Source organism: Umezawaea tangerina (genome assembly GCF_003002815.1).
Lineage (GTDB): Bacteria > Actinomycetota > Actinomycetes > Mycobacteriales > Pseudonocardiaceae > Umezawaea > Umezawaea tangerina.
Window position 1 is genome coordinate 41,067 of record NZ_PVTF01000009.1, and the last position, 14,458, is coordinate 55,524.

Consider the following 14,458-nt stretch of genomic DNA (forward strand, 5'->3'; position numbering starts at 1 on the left):
GGGGACATGTCCCCGTGTGAATGCATCCCGCCCCCGGCCGCCCTGGCGTAGGCGTCATGTCGACCACCTTCTCCGAAGCACGGGAATCCGGCTACGAACGGCTCAGCCGGATCGTCGAACAACGCGCGGGCCGGTACGCAGACGAAGTCGAGCTCGCGCTGAACCAGGGCGGGCTGCGCGACGAGGAAGCGGAACTGCTCGACGAGTTCGAGCAGTACGTCTCCAACGTGCTCGACGAGTACCCGTCACGACGGCGCAAGTCGCACCAGCTCATCTTCAACGCCCTCTACGAACGCAAACCGGAAACCGTCCCGAGCGAACGGCGACGGACCCTGCTCGTCGCGTTGATGGCGGCGGAGGTCGAAGCACAAGGACCACTGCGGCTGACCATGCGGCAGAACAAGGACCTCGCCGAGATCCTGGAACAACTGGGCACCGACTGCGTCGCCGAGAAGATGATGATGCACGCCGCCGAAGCCTTCGAACGGGCGGCCGAGATCCACCTGCTGACCAACGACAACCTGGAACGGGACAGGTTCCTGTACCTGCGCACCAAGGTGCTGCACCGGATCGAACGGTCCTGGTGGCGGCGGATCATGCAGACGGTGTCCGCGGTGACCTGCGGATACGGGTACCGGCCGTACCGGCTGCTGGGATGGGTGCTGGTGCAGCTGCTGGTGTTCTGGGTGATGCTGCTGGTGGTGGCGGACGGGACGTGGCTGCACAGCTTGTACCTGGCCGCGGTGAACTTCATCAACCCGGCGGGGACGGATGAGCTGGGCGGGAAGGTGAAGACGGTGCTGGTGGTGGAGAGCTACTTCGGGGCGCTGTCGTTGAACGTGTTCTTCGCGTTGTTGGTGCGGAGGTGGTTCAGGTGATGTGGGGGTTGGCCTTGGGTGCTGTTGTGTGCACCGACGGGGGAAGTTCGGATCTGGGTGTGAGTTTCGGGGTGCCCACCCGTGGGGAAGCCCGGCCCCCGGCGCGCGATTGTCTCAATGCCCGATCTTCGTTGTCAAGACGATAAAGCCATCTTGACAACGAAGATCGGGCAGGAGGGCGCTGTGGATCGGGGGCAGAGGGGAAGTCTGGCTTCGCCAGCATCGAGCTGCGCTCGACTCGAGCATCCTCGGCTTCGCCGTCGGACCAGGCATCCTCGGCTTCGCCGTTGGACAGAGCATCCGCGCTTCGCGGCGGACAAGGCATCGGCTGGCGCCGACGAGGCCCCAGGCGCTCCGCGCCGGATGCGCGCTGGCGGGCTGCGCCCAACGGGGCGGGGTGGGTGGGTGCGGTGGGGGTGGCGGGTTGTTGCGGTTGGTTTAGAAGGTGCGGGCGTCTTGCCAGGCGGTGAGGGTGCTCATGGAGATCTGGTCGCGGATCCAGGCGACGTTGCGGTGCCAGGACTGGCTGAAGCCGGGGACGTCTTCCAGGTCGGCCCAGAGGGGGCGTAGGGCGGAGTCGACGTGGGCGCCGGGCATCCAGAGGCGGACGAGGAGGGTTAGGGCTGAGCCCAGGAGTTTCATGGGGTCGGTGCCCGCGGCCATGTCGCGTTCGGCTTGTTCGACGACGTTGCCGAGGGCCGTGTAGAGCCAGTCGTGGAGTGCGAGGTCTTCGCAGAAGCGGCTGGCTTCGCCCAGTAGTTCGGGTGGGACCACCACGTCGACGGTGCGGCGGGACTCGTCGTCGATGTGGAGGTGGACGGCGGGGCGGGCGCCCTTGCGGGCGGTGGCGTTCCAGCGGAGTTGGGTCGGTTGGGTGCGGAGGCCGGGTTTGTAGTCGAGCTGGGGGCGGCCCTGGACGAGCATGAGCATGCGTTGGCACATGGCGCCGAGGTCGAGGGTGTCGCGTTGGTGGGAGGACCTCTTGCTGCCGTTGACGACCTGGACCGGCGGGGGGTTGCCGAGGACGTCGACGACGCCGCGGCGGTGCGTGTAGTGGGTCCACGCCTTGCGTTCGCGGTAGTCGACCCACTCCAGCCTGGTGCGGGAGGACGACTGGAGGACGGCGCCGCCGACGACGACGGCGTGCGTGACGACGGTGCCGATGCCGCGGGCCTTCGCCTGCGGTTCAGTGGCGAGGGTGCAGTCGACGCCGACGATCGAGTCCGGCGACACCGTGCGGTTGATGGGGCGGTCGGTGGCGACGACCTGCCTGCCGGGGCGCAGGGAGAGCAGGTCGACGACGGCCTGCCTGGGCAGCGGCAGGGAGTTGCGGAGCAGTCCGGTGCGGACCTCGCCGATGATCACCACCGGGCACCGGCGACGGGGGCCTCGACGAAGATGTGGGAGACGCGGGAGCTGAGCTGCTCGGGCAGGCGGACGCCTTCGCGGAGCGCGCGTTCGACGGTCTTGTCGGTGACGGACTTGTCGATGTCGAGGTGGTCGAGGATGACCCGGACCGCGTGCTCGATGCCGAGGTAGCTCTGCGGCAGGATCGACGTGGTCCGGTACGCGGCGAACGGCGCGGGGTTCTGGGTCAGCTGCACGACGGCGGGCAGGTCGCTCCACCGCTTCGGCCAGCTGTCACCGGTCCAGCGCTGGGGCTGGGCCACGGGTTCGCCCTCGTAGCGCAGGGCGCCGAGGCGCAGCAGCTGCCACACCGAGGCCAGGAACGGGCAGGACCACTGGCGGCGTTCGACCAGCCTGCCGTCGACCCGTTCGGTCCGGTCCTTCCACAGCTCCACGTCGAGGAAGATCGAGTGGTTGCGCTTGCCGAACTCCACCGGCGGTTCCCAGTCGGTCACCGGCATCATCGCCTGGTTGCCGGAGTTCGTGTCGGGGGCGCGCTCGCCGTTGCACAGCCAGCCCGAGTCCTGCACGGGCGGGCGCGCGCCGGTCGTGCCGACCGGGGGTTCCGGCAGCAGCATCGCGGCCGTCAGCTCGGCCAGCGGCACCCGGTCGGCCTCGAAGCACCCTGCCTCGCGGGCCAGGTAGTCGATGGTGATGCCGAACTCGTCCGCGATGCCCAGCAGCCGGTCGACGATCTCGTCGGGACTGGTGTCGGTCCGGAAGTAGTCGTCGATCAGGAAGCACGTGCTCAGCCGCGGCTTGACCACGCCGTCGAGGTCGGCCGCCAGCGCCGTGCGGGTCGCCTCCAGCCAGGGCAGCACCTTGCGGAACTGGGTGCGGATGCGCTCGTCGCCGTCGGCCAGGTCCTCCATGTAGAAGTGGCCGACCTCCACCGACAGGTGCGACAGCGCGACGTGGCGCGGCTCCGGCTTGGCGGTGGCCTCGGTGTAGGCGGACGTGTCGATGGTGGTCACATCCCCTCCCACACCGCGTCGTCGGTCAGCCGCACGGACAGCTCCCGGAAGGACTTGACGGTACCGGCGTTGGCGATCTTCGCCGAGACGTCCGACTCGGCGATGATCTGCTCCCGCCACTGCAGCACGGGCTCCACGGGGGTTGTGCCCAGGATCCGGCTGCGGCCGAGCCGGTTGTCCACGGCGAGCTTGCGCAGCTCCTCGTCGCAGGCGTGCAGCCAGGTCGCCTGGGCGGCGGTCTGGCCTGGATTGTGCTCCCTGAGGTTCGGCACGGCCACCCGCACGAACCGGATGGCGTCCAGCAGGGTGTCCTGGTCGTGGCCCGCGCTCTTGCCGACGGCGAGCAGCCCGCGGTCGCCGTAGACCAGTCCGTTCGCCGCCACGATGTGCTGGTGGGTCCAGCGGTGGAACACCAGCCAGCGGGCCGTGACACCGCGCATCGACGGCTGGGCGGTGGCCATCAGCGCCATCGTCAACGCGGCCGAGCGGCCGGCGCTCAGGTCGACGACGACCACGTCGAACTCGCTGTCGAGCCGGGTGAACAGCTCGACGCAGCGCTGCTGGATCTCGCGGGTGGTGCCGAACTCGGCGCCGCCCTTGTCGCCGGGGAAGAACGCGAGCCTGCCCGCGCGGACGTTGGACCCGCGCAGGTCCTGGCGGGTGGTCTGCCGCCACACGTCCAGCCTGCGCGGATCGGTGATCCCGTCGGTGAAGTAGGTGTGCAGGCCCTCGCGCTCGACACCGCGCTCGGCCCTGGGGATCTCGAAGATCGCCCCCGAGGTCGGCGAGCCGAAGTCGAAGTCCAGGTAGGCGACGTCCAGCCGCTGGGCGAGGTGGAACGCGATGTTGCAGCTGGTCACCGAACGACCGGTGCCGCCCTTGTCGGATGACGCGAAGACGAGCACCTACGCCCCCCTCGACGCGTCGTTGTGGGCCACGTTCATCTCGTCCAGGCTGAGCAGCGCGGCCAGCGCCAGCGCGTTCGCGGTACCGGGCTGCTCGGTGATGACCTCGCGGGCCCGGCTGAGCCGCCGTTCGATGACGACGATCTCCGCGCTGCGCGCCGAGGTGTCGTCGGAGTCTGAGTTGACCAGCAACCGGTTGAGCAGGTGCTCGGCCTCGTGCAGCGCCTCCTCCGCGCGGGCCCGCATGCCGGGGCTGCGCAGCGGCTGCTGCTGGAACGTGCGCGACCCGGCGATCAGGGCCTCGATGACGCGCTCGGTCATCGCCCACGACGGGAGCTTCTCGGCGGGCAGCCGGGCGTCGGAGAACAGCGTCTCGCCGGGGTCGTCCCATAGGCCCAGCGCGTCGCCGTCGTGGATCCGGCGCTTGTCGAGGTGGTCCATCGTCGTCTCGGCCAGCCGCATCAGCCGGTCGCGGGCGACCCGGTTGGCCGACAGCGCGGCGGCCTGGAGGCAGCGCTTGAGCAGCAGCGGCGCGAAGTCTCGGGCGTGCCAGTAGAGCTGCGGCCCGATCTCGTCCGACCCGACCAGGGTCATCCGGACACCGGGGACGTGCATGTCGACCGCGGGGTCGTCCTTGGTGACGCGGCGGGTGATGCGGCCGCGCTGGGCGAGCGACTCGAACACGGACACGGCGCGGTTGAGGTCGTCGTCGGTGGCCTGCCTGGCCTCGAGGTCCTGCACCAGCACCGCGGACACCAGCAGCGAGAAGTAGTCGGACTCCTCGCCGTCGGAGGTGCGCCAGGGGATGTCCTCCAGCGGCCACGTCCTGCCGAACCGGGCGATGCCGGACCAGTACCGCTGGGTCAGGTCCCAGCGGATCTGCAGCGCCTCGGCGAGGCGGCGCTGCTCGTCGTCGAGCAGGTTGAGCTCACGGGTGCGCTGCGACCGGAGGTCGTTGATGCCGTCGAGCGCGAGCACGGTCGAGTACAGGTAGGGCCGGGCGGCGGCGATGCCCGCCTCCGCCCCGATCGCGGGCTGCCGGTCGAACGCGCTCCTGGTCAGGTCCAGCTCCACCTCGGGGGCGTTGCGCACGATCCCCCAGCCCCAGCCGATCTCGAAGAGCCTGCTCTCCTCCTCGAGCTTGCGGTCGGTGCTGACGCCGAGGCGGACGTCGTCCAGCAGCAGGGTCCGCACGCGCTGCAGCCGTTCGCGCAGCCGGGACACCACGACCTGCTCCGGCAGGCCGCCCTGGTTGACCATGTCCAGCATCGCCGCGCGGACCTCGCGGTCGGCCCGGTCGTCCAGGCCGACGGTGTTGACCACGAACGACCGCAGCAGGCCGATCTGGGCGGCGGTGAGCCGCCTGCTCAGCGCGGCCTGGAGGCGTTCGATCCTGGCGACCAGCGCGGGCCTGCGGACCACCTGGGGCTTGTAGACGTTGAGGAAGCCCAGCGCGGCCAGGCAGAGCGTGAGCGACAGCGAGTAGGAGTCGACCAGACCCATGGCCAGCTGCTCCTCGGTCGGCGCCGTGGAGTCGTCGTCCGTGCTGAGGTATCCGCCACCGCCGAAGCTCGGCTCGTCGCCCACGGTGTGCCGCTCGACGTAGTCCTCGATGACCTCGACCAGCCGGTGCGGGATGGTGCGCGGCTCGCCGAACCGCTCCAAAGCCTTGGCGGCGTCCTCCGCCATCACGTCCGGCAGCTCCAGCGCGAGGGCCGGGACCTCGGTCGCCGGGTACAGCAGGCAGATCAGCTGCTCGGTGTCGCTGAGCGAGTTGGACTCCTCGCGACCGCCCCACACCCACGTGCCGTCGCGATAGGAGGACTTGATCACCGACCGCCAGATATCGAGGATCTGTCGTCTCGGTTGAATTCTCATCGCTGTCCCAAAGGTGAGTGCGGCGCGCAATGACGGCGGTCGAGCGACCCGCCGCGCGGCGTGGCGAACGGTATCATGGTCATCGGCCTTCCGACGGCAGCGGCGCACCCGCCGAAGAGGCCGGTTCGGCACCGGTCCACGGCGTTTCCGACGCCCGTCCACAGGCGACGATCATGCCCGTGTACCCGTCCCGCAGCGGTGGTCCGCCATTGGTCCCGATGCGGTCGACGACCAGATCCGTCGCCCGTCCGGAAAGGCAGCCGGTGACGTCGTGGTGGTCGACGGCGACGGCGGGGAACTCGATCCCGGCCACCTCGTAACCGAGCGAGTTCTCCATGAACGCGATGCAGAAGGGCGCGCCGGGGCGCAGGACGCCGAGGAACCCGTGCACGGCGTCGGCGAACTCGCCGCGCTGCGAGGTGATGGACTCGGCGACGAAGAACATCGTCCCCATGTCCCACCGCCCCGCGGCCGGGTCCAGCGCGAACACGCTGCCGGGCACCACCTCCACCCGGCGGGCGAGCGCGTCGCGCGGGTGCTCACCCAGCCCGGCGTAGTGCGGGCTCTCCCCCAGCACGGACCAGAAGTCGCTCCACACGTCGGGCCAGGACGGCCAGTCCGCCGCGGTCTGCTCGGCCAGCCACTCCAGGTTCGACTTGGCGTGCTCGTAGAGGGTGATCGACTCGCAGAACGGCAGCATCGACAGCGCCGGGTACAGGTTCGCGCCGGTGCCCACGTCGATCCCCCGCAGCCCCACCGGCGCGTGCCCGGAGGGGAACTGGGCCCCGAAGAAGTCCCGCACCAGTTCGACGACCCGGTGGTCCTCGCCGCGGACCTCGGCGTAGTTGCGCGCCAGGTAGTCGTCCGGATCGAACCGGTACCACGGAACATCAGCGTTGCGCTGTCCCCCATTTTGCACCCTGTCCCCTTTTGCGCACGATCGAAGTCAGCCGGTCCGGCCCGCACGTGGTCGTTCCACCATGATCGGACAACCGCCACCTGCAGGCGATCCGCGATACGGCTGAACAAAGCGTCCCATCGCGCATTCCCGGCGACGCTGGAATAGATTTATTCCGCCACGGGTGGAAATGCTCTACCGCCAAGGGACACCAGAGCGACACCCAGGACAGCCACCCGCAGACCGGCGGCCGTGCGCGCGGGACCCCGTTGCCCCACCACCGGGAGCGTCCGTCCACACCAGACCCGGCAACACCACCGTCACCCGGAGAAGCGCTCCCACGCCGACTGCCGCGTCATCCCCAACGCCGCCCCGATCCGCACCCACGTCACACCGCGCGCCCGCAGCTCCAACACCCGCTCCCGCAACCCCGCCTCGACCTGCGTGACGGTCGCCGCGATCCGCGGCAGGTGCCCCAACAACACCTCGTCCGCCATCACCGACCACTCCGGCACCCGGTCGTCCGACGAACCGTCGTCCGACGCCAGGATCTCCTCGCACTTCCCCACGCACTCATCGCAGATGTACAGCCCAGGCCCGGCGATCATCTTCCGCACCTCGACCGCGGCCTTGCCGCAGAACGAACAACTCGGCGGGAACACCGTTCCGGACACCACCCACCCCCATCCCACGTTGTCAGGCATTCCCTGACAACACCACCCAGCATACCGACCCCCACCACCCGCCGTAACCCCTCGACCGCCTCCGCGTCAGGCGTGCGAACCCGTGGCGACCCCGGCGTTGGCCGCCAGCCACGTCGCCCGGTGCTCCCTGGACATAGCTTCCGCCGCGGCCACCGCGTCCGCCGAGACCTCATCGGTCCCCCAACCGCGCAACGTCTCCGCGATGCGCTCGACGAAGAACCGCCCCATCGGCGTGAGATCGGCTTCGGCGAGCAACGTCCCGGCCGCGGACAGCGTGGCGATCCGCCACCTGATGAACTCGACCTCCGCCCGGTCACCCGGCAGGCCGCGCTCACGCCGCCAGAAGGCCGTCACGCCCAGGTGGGCATAGGTGCCGTGCAGGACTCCCAACAGCGGCCGGGCGTCATCGCGCCACGGCGCGTAGAAGAGCCTGCCGGGATCGGAGGCGACCAGGGGGAACAGGTCCAGCACCACGGTCAGCTTGGCGTGCTGCAGCTCGTGCGCCAGGGTCTCCGCCGCCGCCCGGTCGTCGACCGGCAACGACAGGAACACGCACCCGAACCCGTCGGCCAGGGTCACGCTGGTCGGACCGCCCGCGGCACCCAACGGCGTCAGCACGCCCACCGCGGCCGCCACCTCGGCCGCCACCTCGGGATGCCGTTCGGTCAGCACGGCCCACCCTCCCGCGAGGCGGTCGCACCACTGCTCGACATCGAGCGGCCAGGCGGCGTCGGCGCCGGCCCGCAGCTCAGCGGGCAGGTGGACGTGCGCCCACGGGTCGAGCAGGAACCCCACCGCGCCGAGGTCGATCCGCCGAAGGCCGCGCCACCCCGGCACGTCCTGGTGGGGGTCCTCGGGCACGAAAACCTCACCGCCGCCACGGCGCAGCGAAGTCCCACCGCCACCCGCGACCACCTCCACCTCACCACCGGTCGGTGGCAGGTGCGCCACCCCCAGGGAGGGCAGCGGGAAGTCACCACCGCGTTGGTCCGCGACCGGAACCGCCGCGTCCACACCGGCGTGCACGGCGGCGGCCACCACCACCGTGGCCAGGGTCGCGGGTCGGGCGAGCGCGCCCCCTCCCGGTCGGCGCAGCAGCAGCGACTCCTGGCGCGCCCACGCGCCCACCGACGGGTGGGCGAGCACCCCGTCCACCGCCTCCGGGGCGAGCCGCGCGATCCTCGTCAGCTCGCGCCCCGCGGCGGCGGCGACGTCCGCGTCGGGATGGCCGGTCGCCCGCGTCTCGGCCACCAGGTCGCCGATGAGCTGCGACGTGCGACTGCGCCGGACGTCCACCAGCAGCTTCGCCGCCTCGGGACCGCCACCGCCGACCGCCAGGTCGTCCAGCAGGCGACGGGGGACGCGGTACGGGCTCGCCGTCACGACGACCTCCTCAACCGGGTGAGGTCGGTGACCAGGCGCGTGCGCACGTGCCCGACGAGCGCGAAGAGGTCCTTGCAGTACACCGACGGGTGGTCGAACCCGTCGCGGTCGTACCGGTGCACCGGCAGCCCGCCCCCGCACACCCGCCGCACCGGGCACCCGCGGCACTCCGACGGCAGTCCGGCGGCACCGAGCTGGCGTTCCGCGACGGCGGGCAGCCGCAGGGCGGCGTCGAACGGGTCGCGGTGGACGTGCAGCCCGGTCGCCGCGGCCCCCTCGAACGTCGAGGCCAACATGTCGGAGTCCTCGATCGACCCGTCGGTCTCCACCACGATCATCCTGGCCGGGCTGAGCCCGACTCCCTCCACTCCCGACCGGCCACCGAGCGCCACGTTGATCATCTCGTCGAAGACCCGCACCCCGGTCTCCCGGACCGGCGCTCCGTACCACCGGTCAAAAATGGCGATCAACCACTCCGCGTAAGGCGTTTCCACCGCACCGCGATCGCGCCCCGGCGGCGGTTCCAGCCAATTCCCATGGGGCAACAGGAAATCGACCGCGGGCGGCCGGAATCCCACCAGGCTCTCGTAGACGTCGATCGGGTCGTTGCGAATGTCCACAGTGCACAGGAAACCGGCGAACACCGCGCGGAACTCGTCGCCCTCCAGCTCCTCCAGCCGCGCGGCGATCCGGTCGTACGTCCCGCGACCGTCGTGACCACGGCGGTGGCGGTCGTGCGCCTCCCGACCGCCGTCCAGGCTCAGGCTGACCCGCACGCCGAGGTCGTGCAGCAACGCCAGGAACGGGCGGTCGAGCAGCGTGCCGTTGGTCTGCAGGGACACCTGGACGACCGCGTCGTCCCCCACCGCCCCGCGCACCGCCCCGACGCAGTAGGAGATCATCTCCGGCCCCGCGAGCAGCGGCTCACCACCGTGCAGGACCAGCTCCACCGAAGGGATCCCGTGCGCGCGGACGTGGTCGGCGATGCGGCGCGCGGCGCTGTCGACCACCACGCGGGACATCGCCCTCGGCCGTGTCCTCCACCGCTGGTCGGCCATCGTGTAGACGTAGCAGTAGTCGCAGGCCAGGTTGCACCTGCCGTGCACCTTGAGGATGAACTGCCGCAACGACAGGGGCGCCCTCACCACTGCTGATCCCACTCTCTCCCCGTTCTCCACCACACCTGGACCACATACGGAAGATCGCCCGTGGCGTCCGCGGTGTCACAATCCTGGTGGACGACCTTCCCCGCGACCTTCGGGGGCACGCCCACAGCCACCCGATCTGCTGATCGGTTCGACAAAGTGCGAACCAGGGGCCGAGCGGGCCGGTTCCATGACTACGATGTCCCGATCGCACAGCGGTCGGGACACGGGTCCCGGCCGAGAACGCTCAAGAAAGGTCGGCATGGACAACGAGGAAAACGTGGAGTCCGATCTCCTCGACGTTGCCCGTTTCGACCTCGACGCGCTCGCAGCGATACCGGGAACGGTGTTGGCCGCATCTTTGCGGCGAGCACTCGACGAACGCCTCGAACCGCCGGACTACTTCGCCGCGTTCCAGAACCGCCTGTGAAGAACAGTCGCCTTTCCGGACGATTCGGAGGGGGCCATTGGTCCGATATCGTGGAATCTCCGCGAGTCCCGTAATCATCGGGCGGGCTACGGCGATTCGAGGTAGTGATGAACGCTCCACTCGATCCGGCCAAGCCCCGCACCGAAGTCGTCGCCTTCCTCGCCGCGGGCAGCGGTAGCGGCCGCACCAGCGGCGTCGCCAACGTCGCCTGGCTGCTCGGCGCCGCAGGCCGCCGAGTCCTGGTCGTCGACTGGAGCGCCGAGGCGACCTCGGTCCACGAGTACCTCAGGCCGTACCACATCGGGACGGCGGACGCGGGCGAAGCGCTGATCCGCGCGTACACGACGCTGATGACGGGTGCCGAGGGCAAGCCCTACACAGTCGAGCGCCACGAGATGCCCGGCGGCAGGGGCCGGGTCGACGTGGTCGGCGTCCCGGACGGGAACGGCGGGCTGCCAACCACGCCCCGCGCGCTGGGCATGAGGGCGTACCTGGAGATCCGGGAGCAGTTGAGAACGAGCGGGTACGACCACGTCCTCATCGACGCCCCGCCGGGCACCGACGAGACCCTGGCCAGGTCCGTGGCGGCTCTGTGCGACACGACCGTCATGTGCTTCAGGTCGAGCCACCAGGCGATCCAGGATTCCGCGACGCTGGCCAAGATGATCCGCACGCTCGCACCGACCCACCTCGCGATCGTGCCGGTCGTGACCATGTTCGACCGCCGGTACCCGTTGAAGGCCGACCAGAGCCAGAAGGCGATCCAAGACGCCTTCGGGACCATGCTCGCCGAGCCGCGACTAGGCACCACCACGACACCGCGGATAGTCGAGATCCCGTACTACCCCTACGGCGTGATGTTCGACCCGATGATCGCCGTGCTCGCGGAGGATCCGGATCAGCCCTTGGTGCTCACGGAGGCCTACCAACAACTCGCCGACGAGGTCGCGGGAGGGAACCCGATCAGACCGACACCAGTACCGGACGTGATCCGCGCGCGCTACCGGCGCGGATTCGGCCTGTCGACCCAGGAAGCGGCGGACCGCATCGGGATCGCCTATGCGCCCGAGGTGCGGTTGTGGGCCGAATGGCTGCGCGACCGGCTCATCGGCGCGGGGGTCGAGGTGACCGCGTTGCGCTCCGGACACGAGTGGATCGCCGACGAGAACCCACCCGAACTGGTCGTCGTCACCGGTGGGGAGACGAACGCCAAACCGTTCGGCCGGGCGGTGCGGGCCCTCCGCGGCCGTGAGCACCCGGCGGATGTTGTGCAGTTGTTGCCACCGGGGCACAGCGTCGAACTACCACGGGTCACCGCGGTCATCGCCGTGGACGCGCTCGGCGAAGAGGTGGCGGTCAAGAGGCTGCTGGCGCACTTCGGACTGATCCGGCAGGAGGTGGTCGTCCCACCGCGCAGCCGGTTCCCGGCGGACGGCCCCACCCTGGTCGGACGCCCGCAGCGCCCGGCGATGCTGATCGGTCGGGACAAGGACGTCGAGAACCTGCGCGACACCCTCCTGGAGCAGGGGTCGGGTCGCGGCGCTCCGCTCACCATCAGCGGTATGCGCGGCGTCGGCAAGAGCGCCCTGGTGGCCGAGTACGCCTACCGGTTCGCTGCGGACTACGACGTCGTGTGGTGGATTCCCGCGCACGACCGCCAGTCGGTGCTGGCGTCCCTCACCGACCTGGCGGGCAACCTGCACAAGCGCGAACTCGGCCGCACGGCCGCGCAGAACGCGCTGGACATCGACACGACTGGCACCCGGTTCGACCGCTGGCTGCTGATCTACGACGACGTGGACCCGGAAGCCGTCGCGGACCTCCTGCCGACCTCGGGCGCGGGCCATACGCTGATGACCACCACGGTGGCCACCGCTCCGGGGATCGAGCTGCGCCCACCGCCGGACGCCTCGCTGATCGTGAAGTGGTTCGCACCGCAACTCGACACCGAGGACACCTTGCGGATCGCCGCCGCGGTCGACGGGCTGCCACTCGCGGCGGAGGTGGCGGGGCGGTGGCTCGCCGAACACGTCCGCAGGCGGAAGGCGCTGGGCGCGGCCGAGTCCGAGGCGGTGCGGGAGGCCGTCGAGCACTTCCTCGCCACCACCGACGAGGGGGACGCGGGCGCGGGCGCCGTGAACCGCGTAGTGCACTTCGTGCTCGAAACGCTGATGTCGACCTCCAACGGCAGGATGGCCATCCGCCTGGCCGAACTCTGCTCGTTCTTGTCGCCGACCGGCGTCGACCTGCGGCTGCTCCGCATCCGCGCCCTGACCAACCAGCTGGTCGCCGACGGCAACCCCGACGGCGACGCACTGCGCAAGGACTCGCTCGAACTGGACCGCATCCTTTGGAACGGCACCAGGTGCGGGCTGTTCCAAGTGGACTGGAGCGCGCGGCCGGTGCTCCGGATGCACCGGTCCGTGCAATTGCGCCTGCGAGCGCTGATGACGGACGGCGAGCCCGCCAGGAGGCGGGCGCAGGCACTGGTGTGCCTGGCCGCCTACGCACCGAACGAGGACAACGAGAAGCTCCCCGACCGCCATGGGCGGTTCCGGGAGCTGGAGCGGCACATCGGCTCTTCCGGCGCGCTCGACAGCGACAACGACGGCGTGCGGCGGTGGCTGGTGAACCAGGCCAGGTTCTACTACACCGACGGCCACGCGGCCGCGTGGCGGGCGGTGCGCCCGCAGATCGCCGCACTGGTCGAGCAGTGGGAAGCGCGGTTCGACCGCGAGACGGACACCCTGTGGGCGCGGCTGGTCAACCAGCTCGCGAACCTCCACCGCGCACTGGGCCAGCACCAGGTGGCCCTGGAGCTGGACATGGCCGTGCTGCGGGTGCAGCGCCGCTCGTTGAGCGTGACCCACCCGCGGACACTCGTCACCGCCAGGGGCCGCGCGGCGGACCTGCGCGGGCTCGGGCACTTCGCGGACGCGCTCACCGAGGACGACACCACCTTCCGGAGGTTCCGCGACGAACTGGGCGCCGACCACCCGAGCACCCGCAACGCCGCGAACAACTTCGCACTCGCGATGTACCTGGCCGGGGACCAGGTCAAAGCGCTGGAATACGAGGAGGGCAACCACCGCAGGCTTCTCCGGCTCGTCGGGGCCGACGACACGATGACCTGGTGGTCGCTGTGCAACATCGGCCAGTACGCGCGCGAGATCGGCGACTACGACAAGGCGTTGACCGCGCTGCGCACCGCGCTCGACGGCGTGCGCGGGGCGCCGGTGCCCAACAACCACCTCGAACTGCGGATCGTCTGGTACCACGCGATCACGCTCCGCCGGATGGGCAGGCTCCGGCAGGCCAGGGACCGCACGAGCAGGGCGTTGCGCGGACACCAGGAGGCAAGGGGGGTCGACCACCCCATCACCGTGGCGTGCCAACTGAGCCTCGCGGCCGACGAACGGAGGAGCAACCCGACCAGGTCGGTGGAGCTGGTGCAGGACTGCCTGCGTGTCTACACCCGGTCGCTGAACTTCAAGGAGAGCCATCCGTTCGTCGCGCTGTGCCGGACGGCGCTCGGCCAGAGCCTGCGCGCCGCGAGGCGGTTCGACGACGCGGTGACCGCGGCGGAGGCGGGGTGGAGGGCGCTAGACGACAGGCTGAGCTCGGCACACCCGTGGACGCTGGCCGCCGCGATCGACCACTGCGCCGCGCTGGCGGCGGCGGGGGACGTGGCGGCGGCGGCCGTGAAGGCGCACAAGACGTACGAGCAGTGCCTGGACAACCTCAGCGGAGACCACCCGTGCACCGAGGCGGCCAGGGTGAACGCGCTGGAGGCCTCCGGGGGCAGGACGGGCTGGCGCGACATCGACGTCGACATCCCGCAGACGTGACAGGAAGG

11 protein-coding genes are annotated in these 14,458 nt (G+C 70.4%); 3 read left to right on the plus strand and 8 right to left on the minus strand.

Annotated features, from left to right (window positions below; translation table 11 throughout):
• Positions 1-56 precede the first annotated feature (56 nt).
• Positions 57-878 (plus strand): hypothetical protein, encoded by an 822-nt coding sequence (locus tag CLV43_RS28355; protein WP_106190723.1) that lies wholly within the window; start codon positions 57-59, stop codon positions 876-878.
• Positions 879-1,316: 438 nt separating this feature from the next.
• On the opposite strand, the gene CLV43_RS28360 is transcribed toward CLV43_RS28355, so the two are convergent.
• The 8 genes from CLV43_RS28360 to CLV43_RS28395 form a co-directional block, all read right to left on the minus strand.
• Positions 1,317-2,243: an SCO2521 family protein gene (locus tag CLV43_RS28360; RefSeq protein WP_146174941.1), complete on the minus strand. Its 927-nt coding sequence runs from the start codon at positions 2,241-2,243 to the stop codon at positions 1,317-1,319.
• Entirely contained in the window at positions 2,240-3,259 is a 1,020-nt protein-coding gene (locus CLV43_RS28365) for an SCO2522 family protein (RefSeq protein ID WP_245887060.1), read from the minus strand. Before CLV43_RS28365 ends, CLV43_RS28360 begins: the two co-directional genes overlap by 4 nt.
• Positions 3,256-4,164: an SCO2523 family variant P-loop protein gene (locus CLV43_RS28370; RefSeq protein WP_106190727.1), complete on the minus strand. Its 909-nt coding sequence runs from the start codon at positions 4,162-4,164 to the stop codon at positions 3,256-3,258. Before CLV43_RS28370 ends, CLV43_RS28365 begins: the two co-directional genes overlap by 4 nt.
• Complete coding sequence (locus tag CLV43_RS28375) at positions 4,165-6,042, minus strand: SCO2524 family protein (RefSeq protein ID WP_146174942.1); 1,878 nt, start codon at positions 6,040-6,042, stop codon at positions 4,165-4,167.
• 79 nt (positions 6,043-6,121) lie between these two features.
• Positions 6,122-6,961, minus strand: coding sequence for an SCO2525 family SAM-dependent methyltransferase (locus CLV43_RS28380; RefSeq protein ID WP_106190730.1), 840 nt, complete (start codon positions 6,959-6,961; stop codon positions 6,122-6,124).
• Positions 6,962-7,260: 299 nt separating this feature from the next.
• Positions 7,261-7,614, minus strand: coding sequence for a ClpX C4-type zinc finger protein (locus CLV43_RS50135; protein WP_281262184.1), 354 nt, complete (start codon positions 7,612-7,614; stop codon positions 7,261-7,263).
• A 96-nt stretch (positions 7,615-7,710) separates the two neighbouring features.
• The gene (locus tag CLV43_RS28390; protein WP_170156054.1) at positions 7,711-9,027 is read right to left on the minus strand and encodes an aKG-HExxH-type peptide beta-hydroxylase; all 1,317 of its coding nucleotides are present in this window, start codon (positions 9,025-9,027) and stop codon (positions 7,711-7,713) included.
• Positions 9,024-10,172 (minus strand): FxsB family cyclophane-forming radical SAM/SPASM peptide maturase, encoded by a 1,149-nt coding sequence (locus CLV43_RS28395; protein ID WP_245887061.1) that lies wholly within the window; start codon positions 10,170-10,172, stop codon positions 9,024-9,026. Before CLV43_RS28395 ends, CLV43_RS28390 begins: the two co-directional genes overlap by 4 nt.
• 262 nt (positions 10,173-10,434) lie before the next feature.
• Between CLV43_RS28395 and fxsA the strand changes: the two genes are divergently transcribed.
• Positions 10,435-10,602, plus strand: a complete 168-nt coding sequence (fxsA, locus tag CLV43_RS47960) for an FxSxx-COOH cyclophane-containing RiPP peptide (protein WP_106190737.1) — start codon at positions 10,435-10,437, stop codon at positions 10,600-10,602.
• 107 nt (positions 10,603-10,709) lie between these two features.
• A complete protein-coding gene (gene fxsT, locus CLV43_RS28405; RefSeq protein WP_106190739.1) occupies positions 10,710-14,450 on the plus strand; it encodes an FxSxx-COOH system tetratricopeptide repeat protein in 3,741 nt (1,246 codons plus the stop codon).
• Positions 14,451-14,458: the final 8 nt, after the last annotated feature.

Excerpts from the sequence above, each read along its gene's own strand:
- CLV43_RS28355 (WP_106190723.1), top strand. The coding sequence starts at position 57 with ATGTCGACCACCTTCTCCGAAGCACGGGAATCCGGCTACGAACGGCTC.
- fxsA (WP_106190737.1), top strand. The coding sequence starts at position 10,435 with ATGGACAACGAGGAAAACGTGGAGTCCGATCTCCTCGACGTTGCCCGT.
- CLV43_RS28375 (WP_146174942.1), bottom strand. The coding sequence starts at position 6,042 with ATGAGAATTCAACCGAGACGACAGATCCTCGATATCTGGCGGTCGGTG.
- fxsT (WP_106190739.1), top strand. The coding sequence starts at position 10,710 with ATGAACGCTCCACTCGATCCGGCCAAGCCCCGCACCGAAGTCGTCGCC.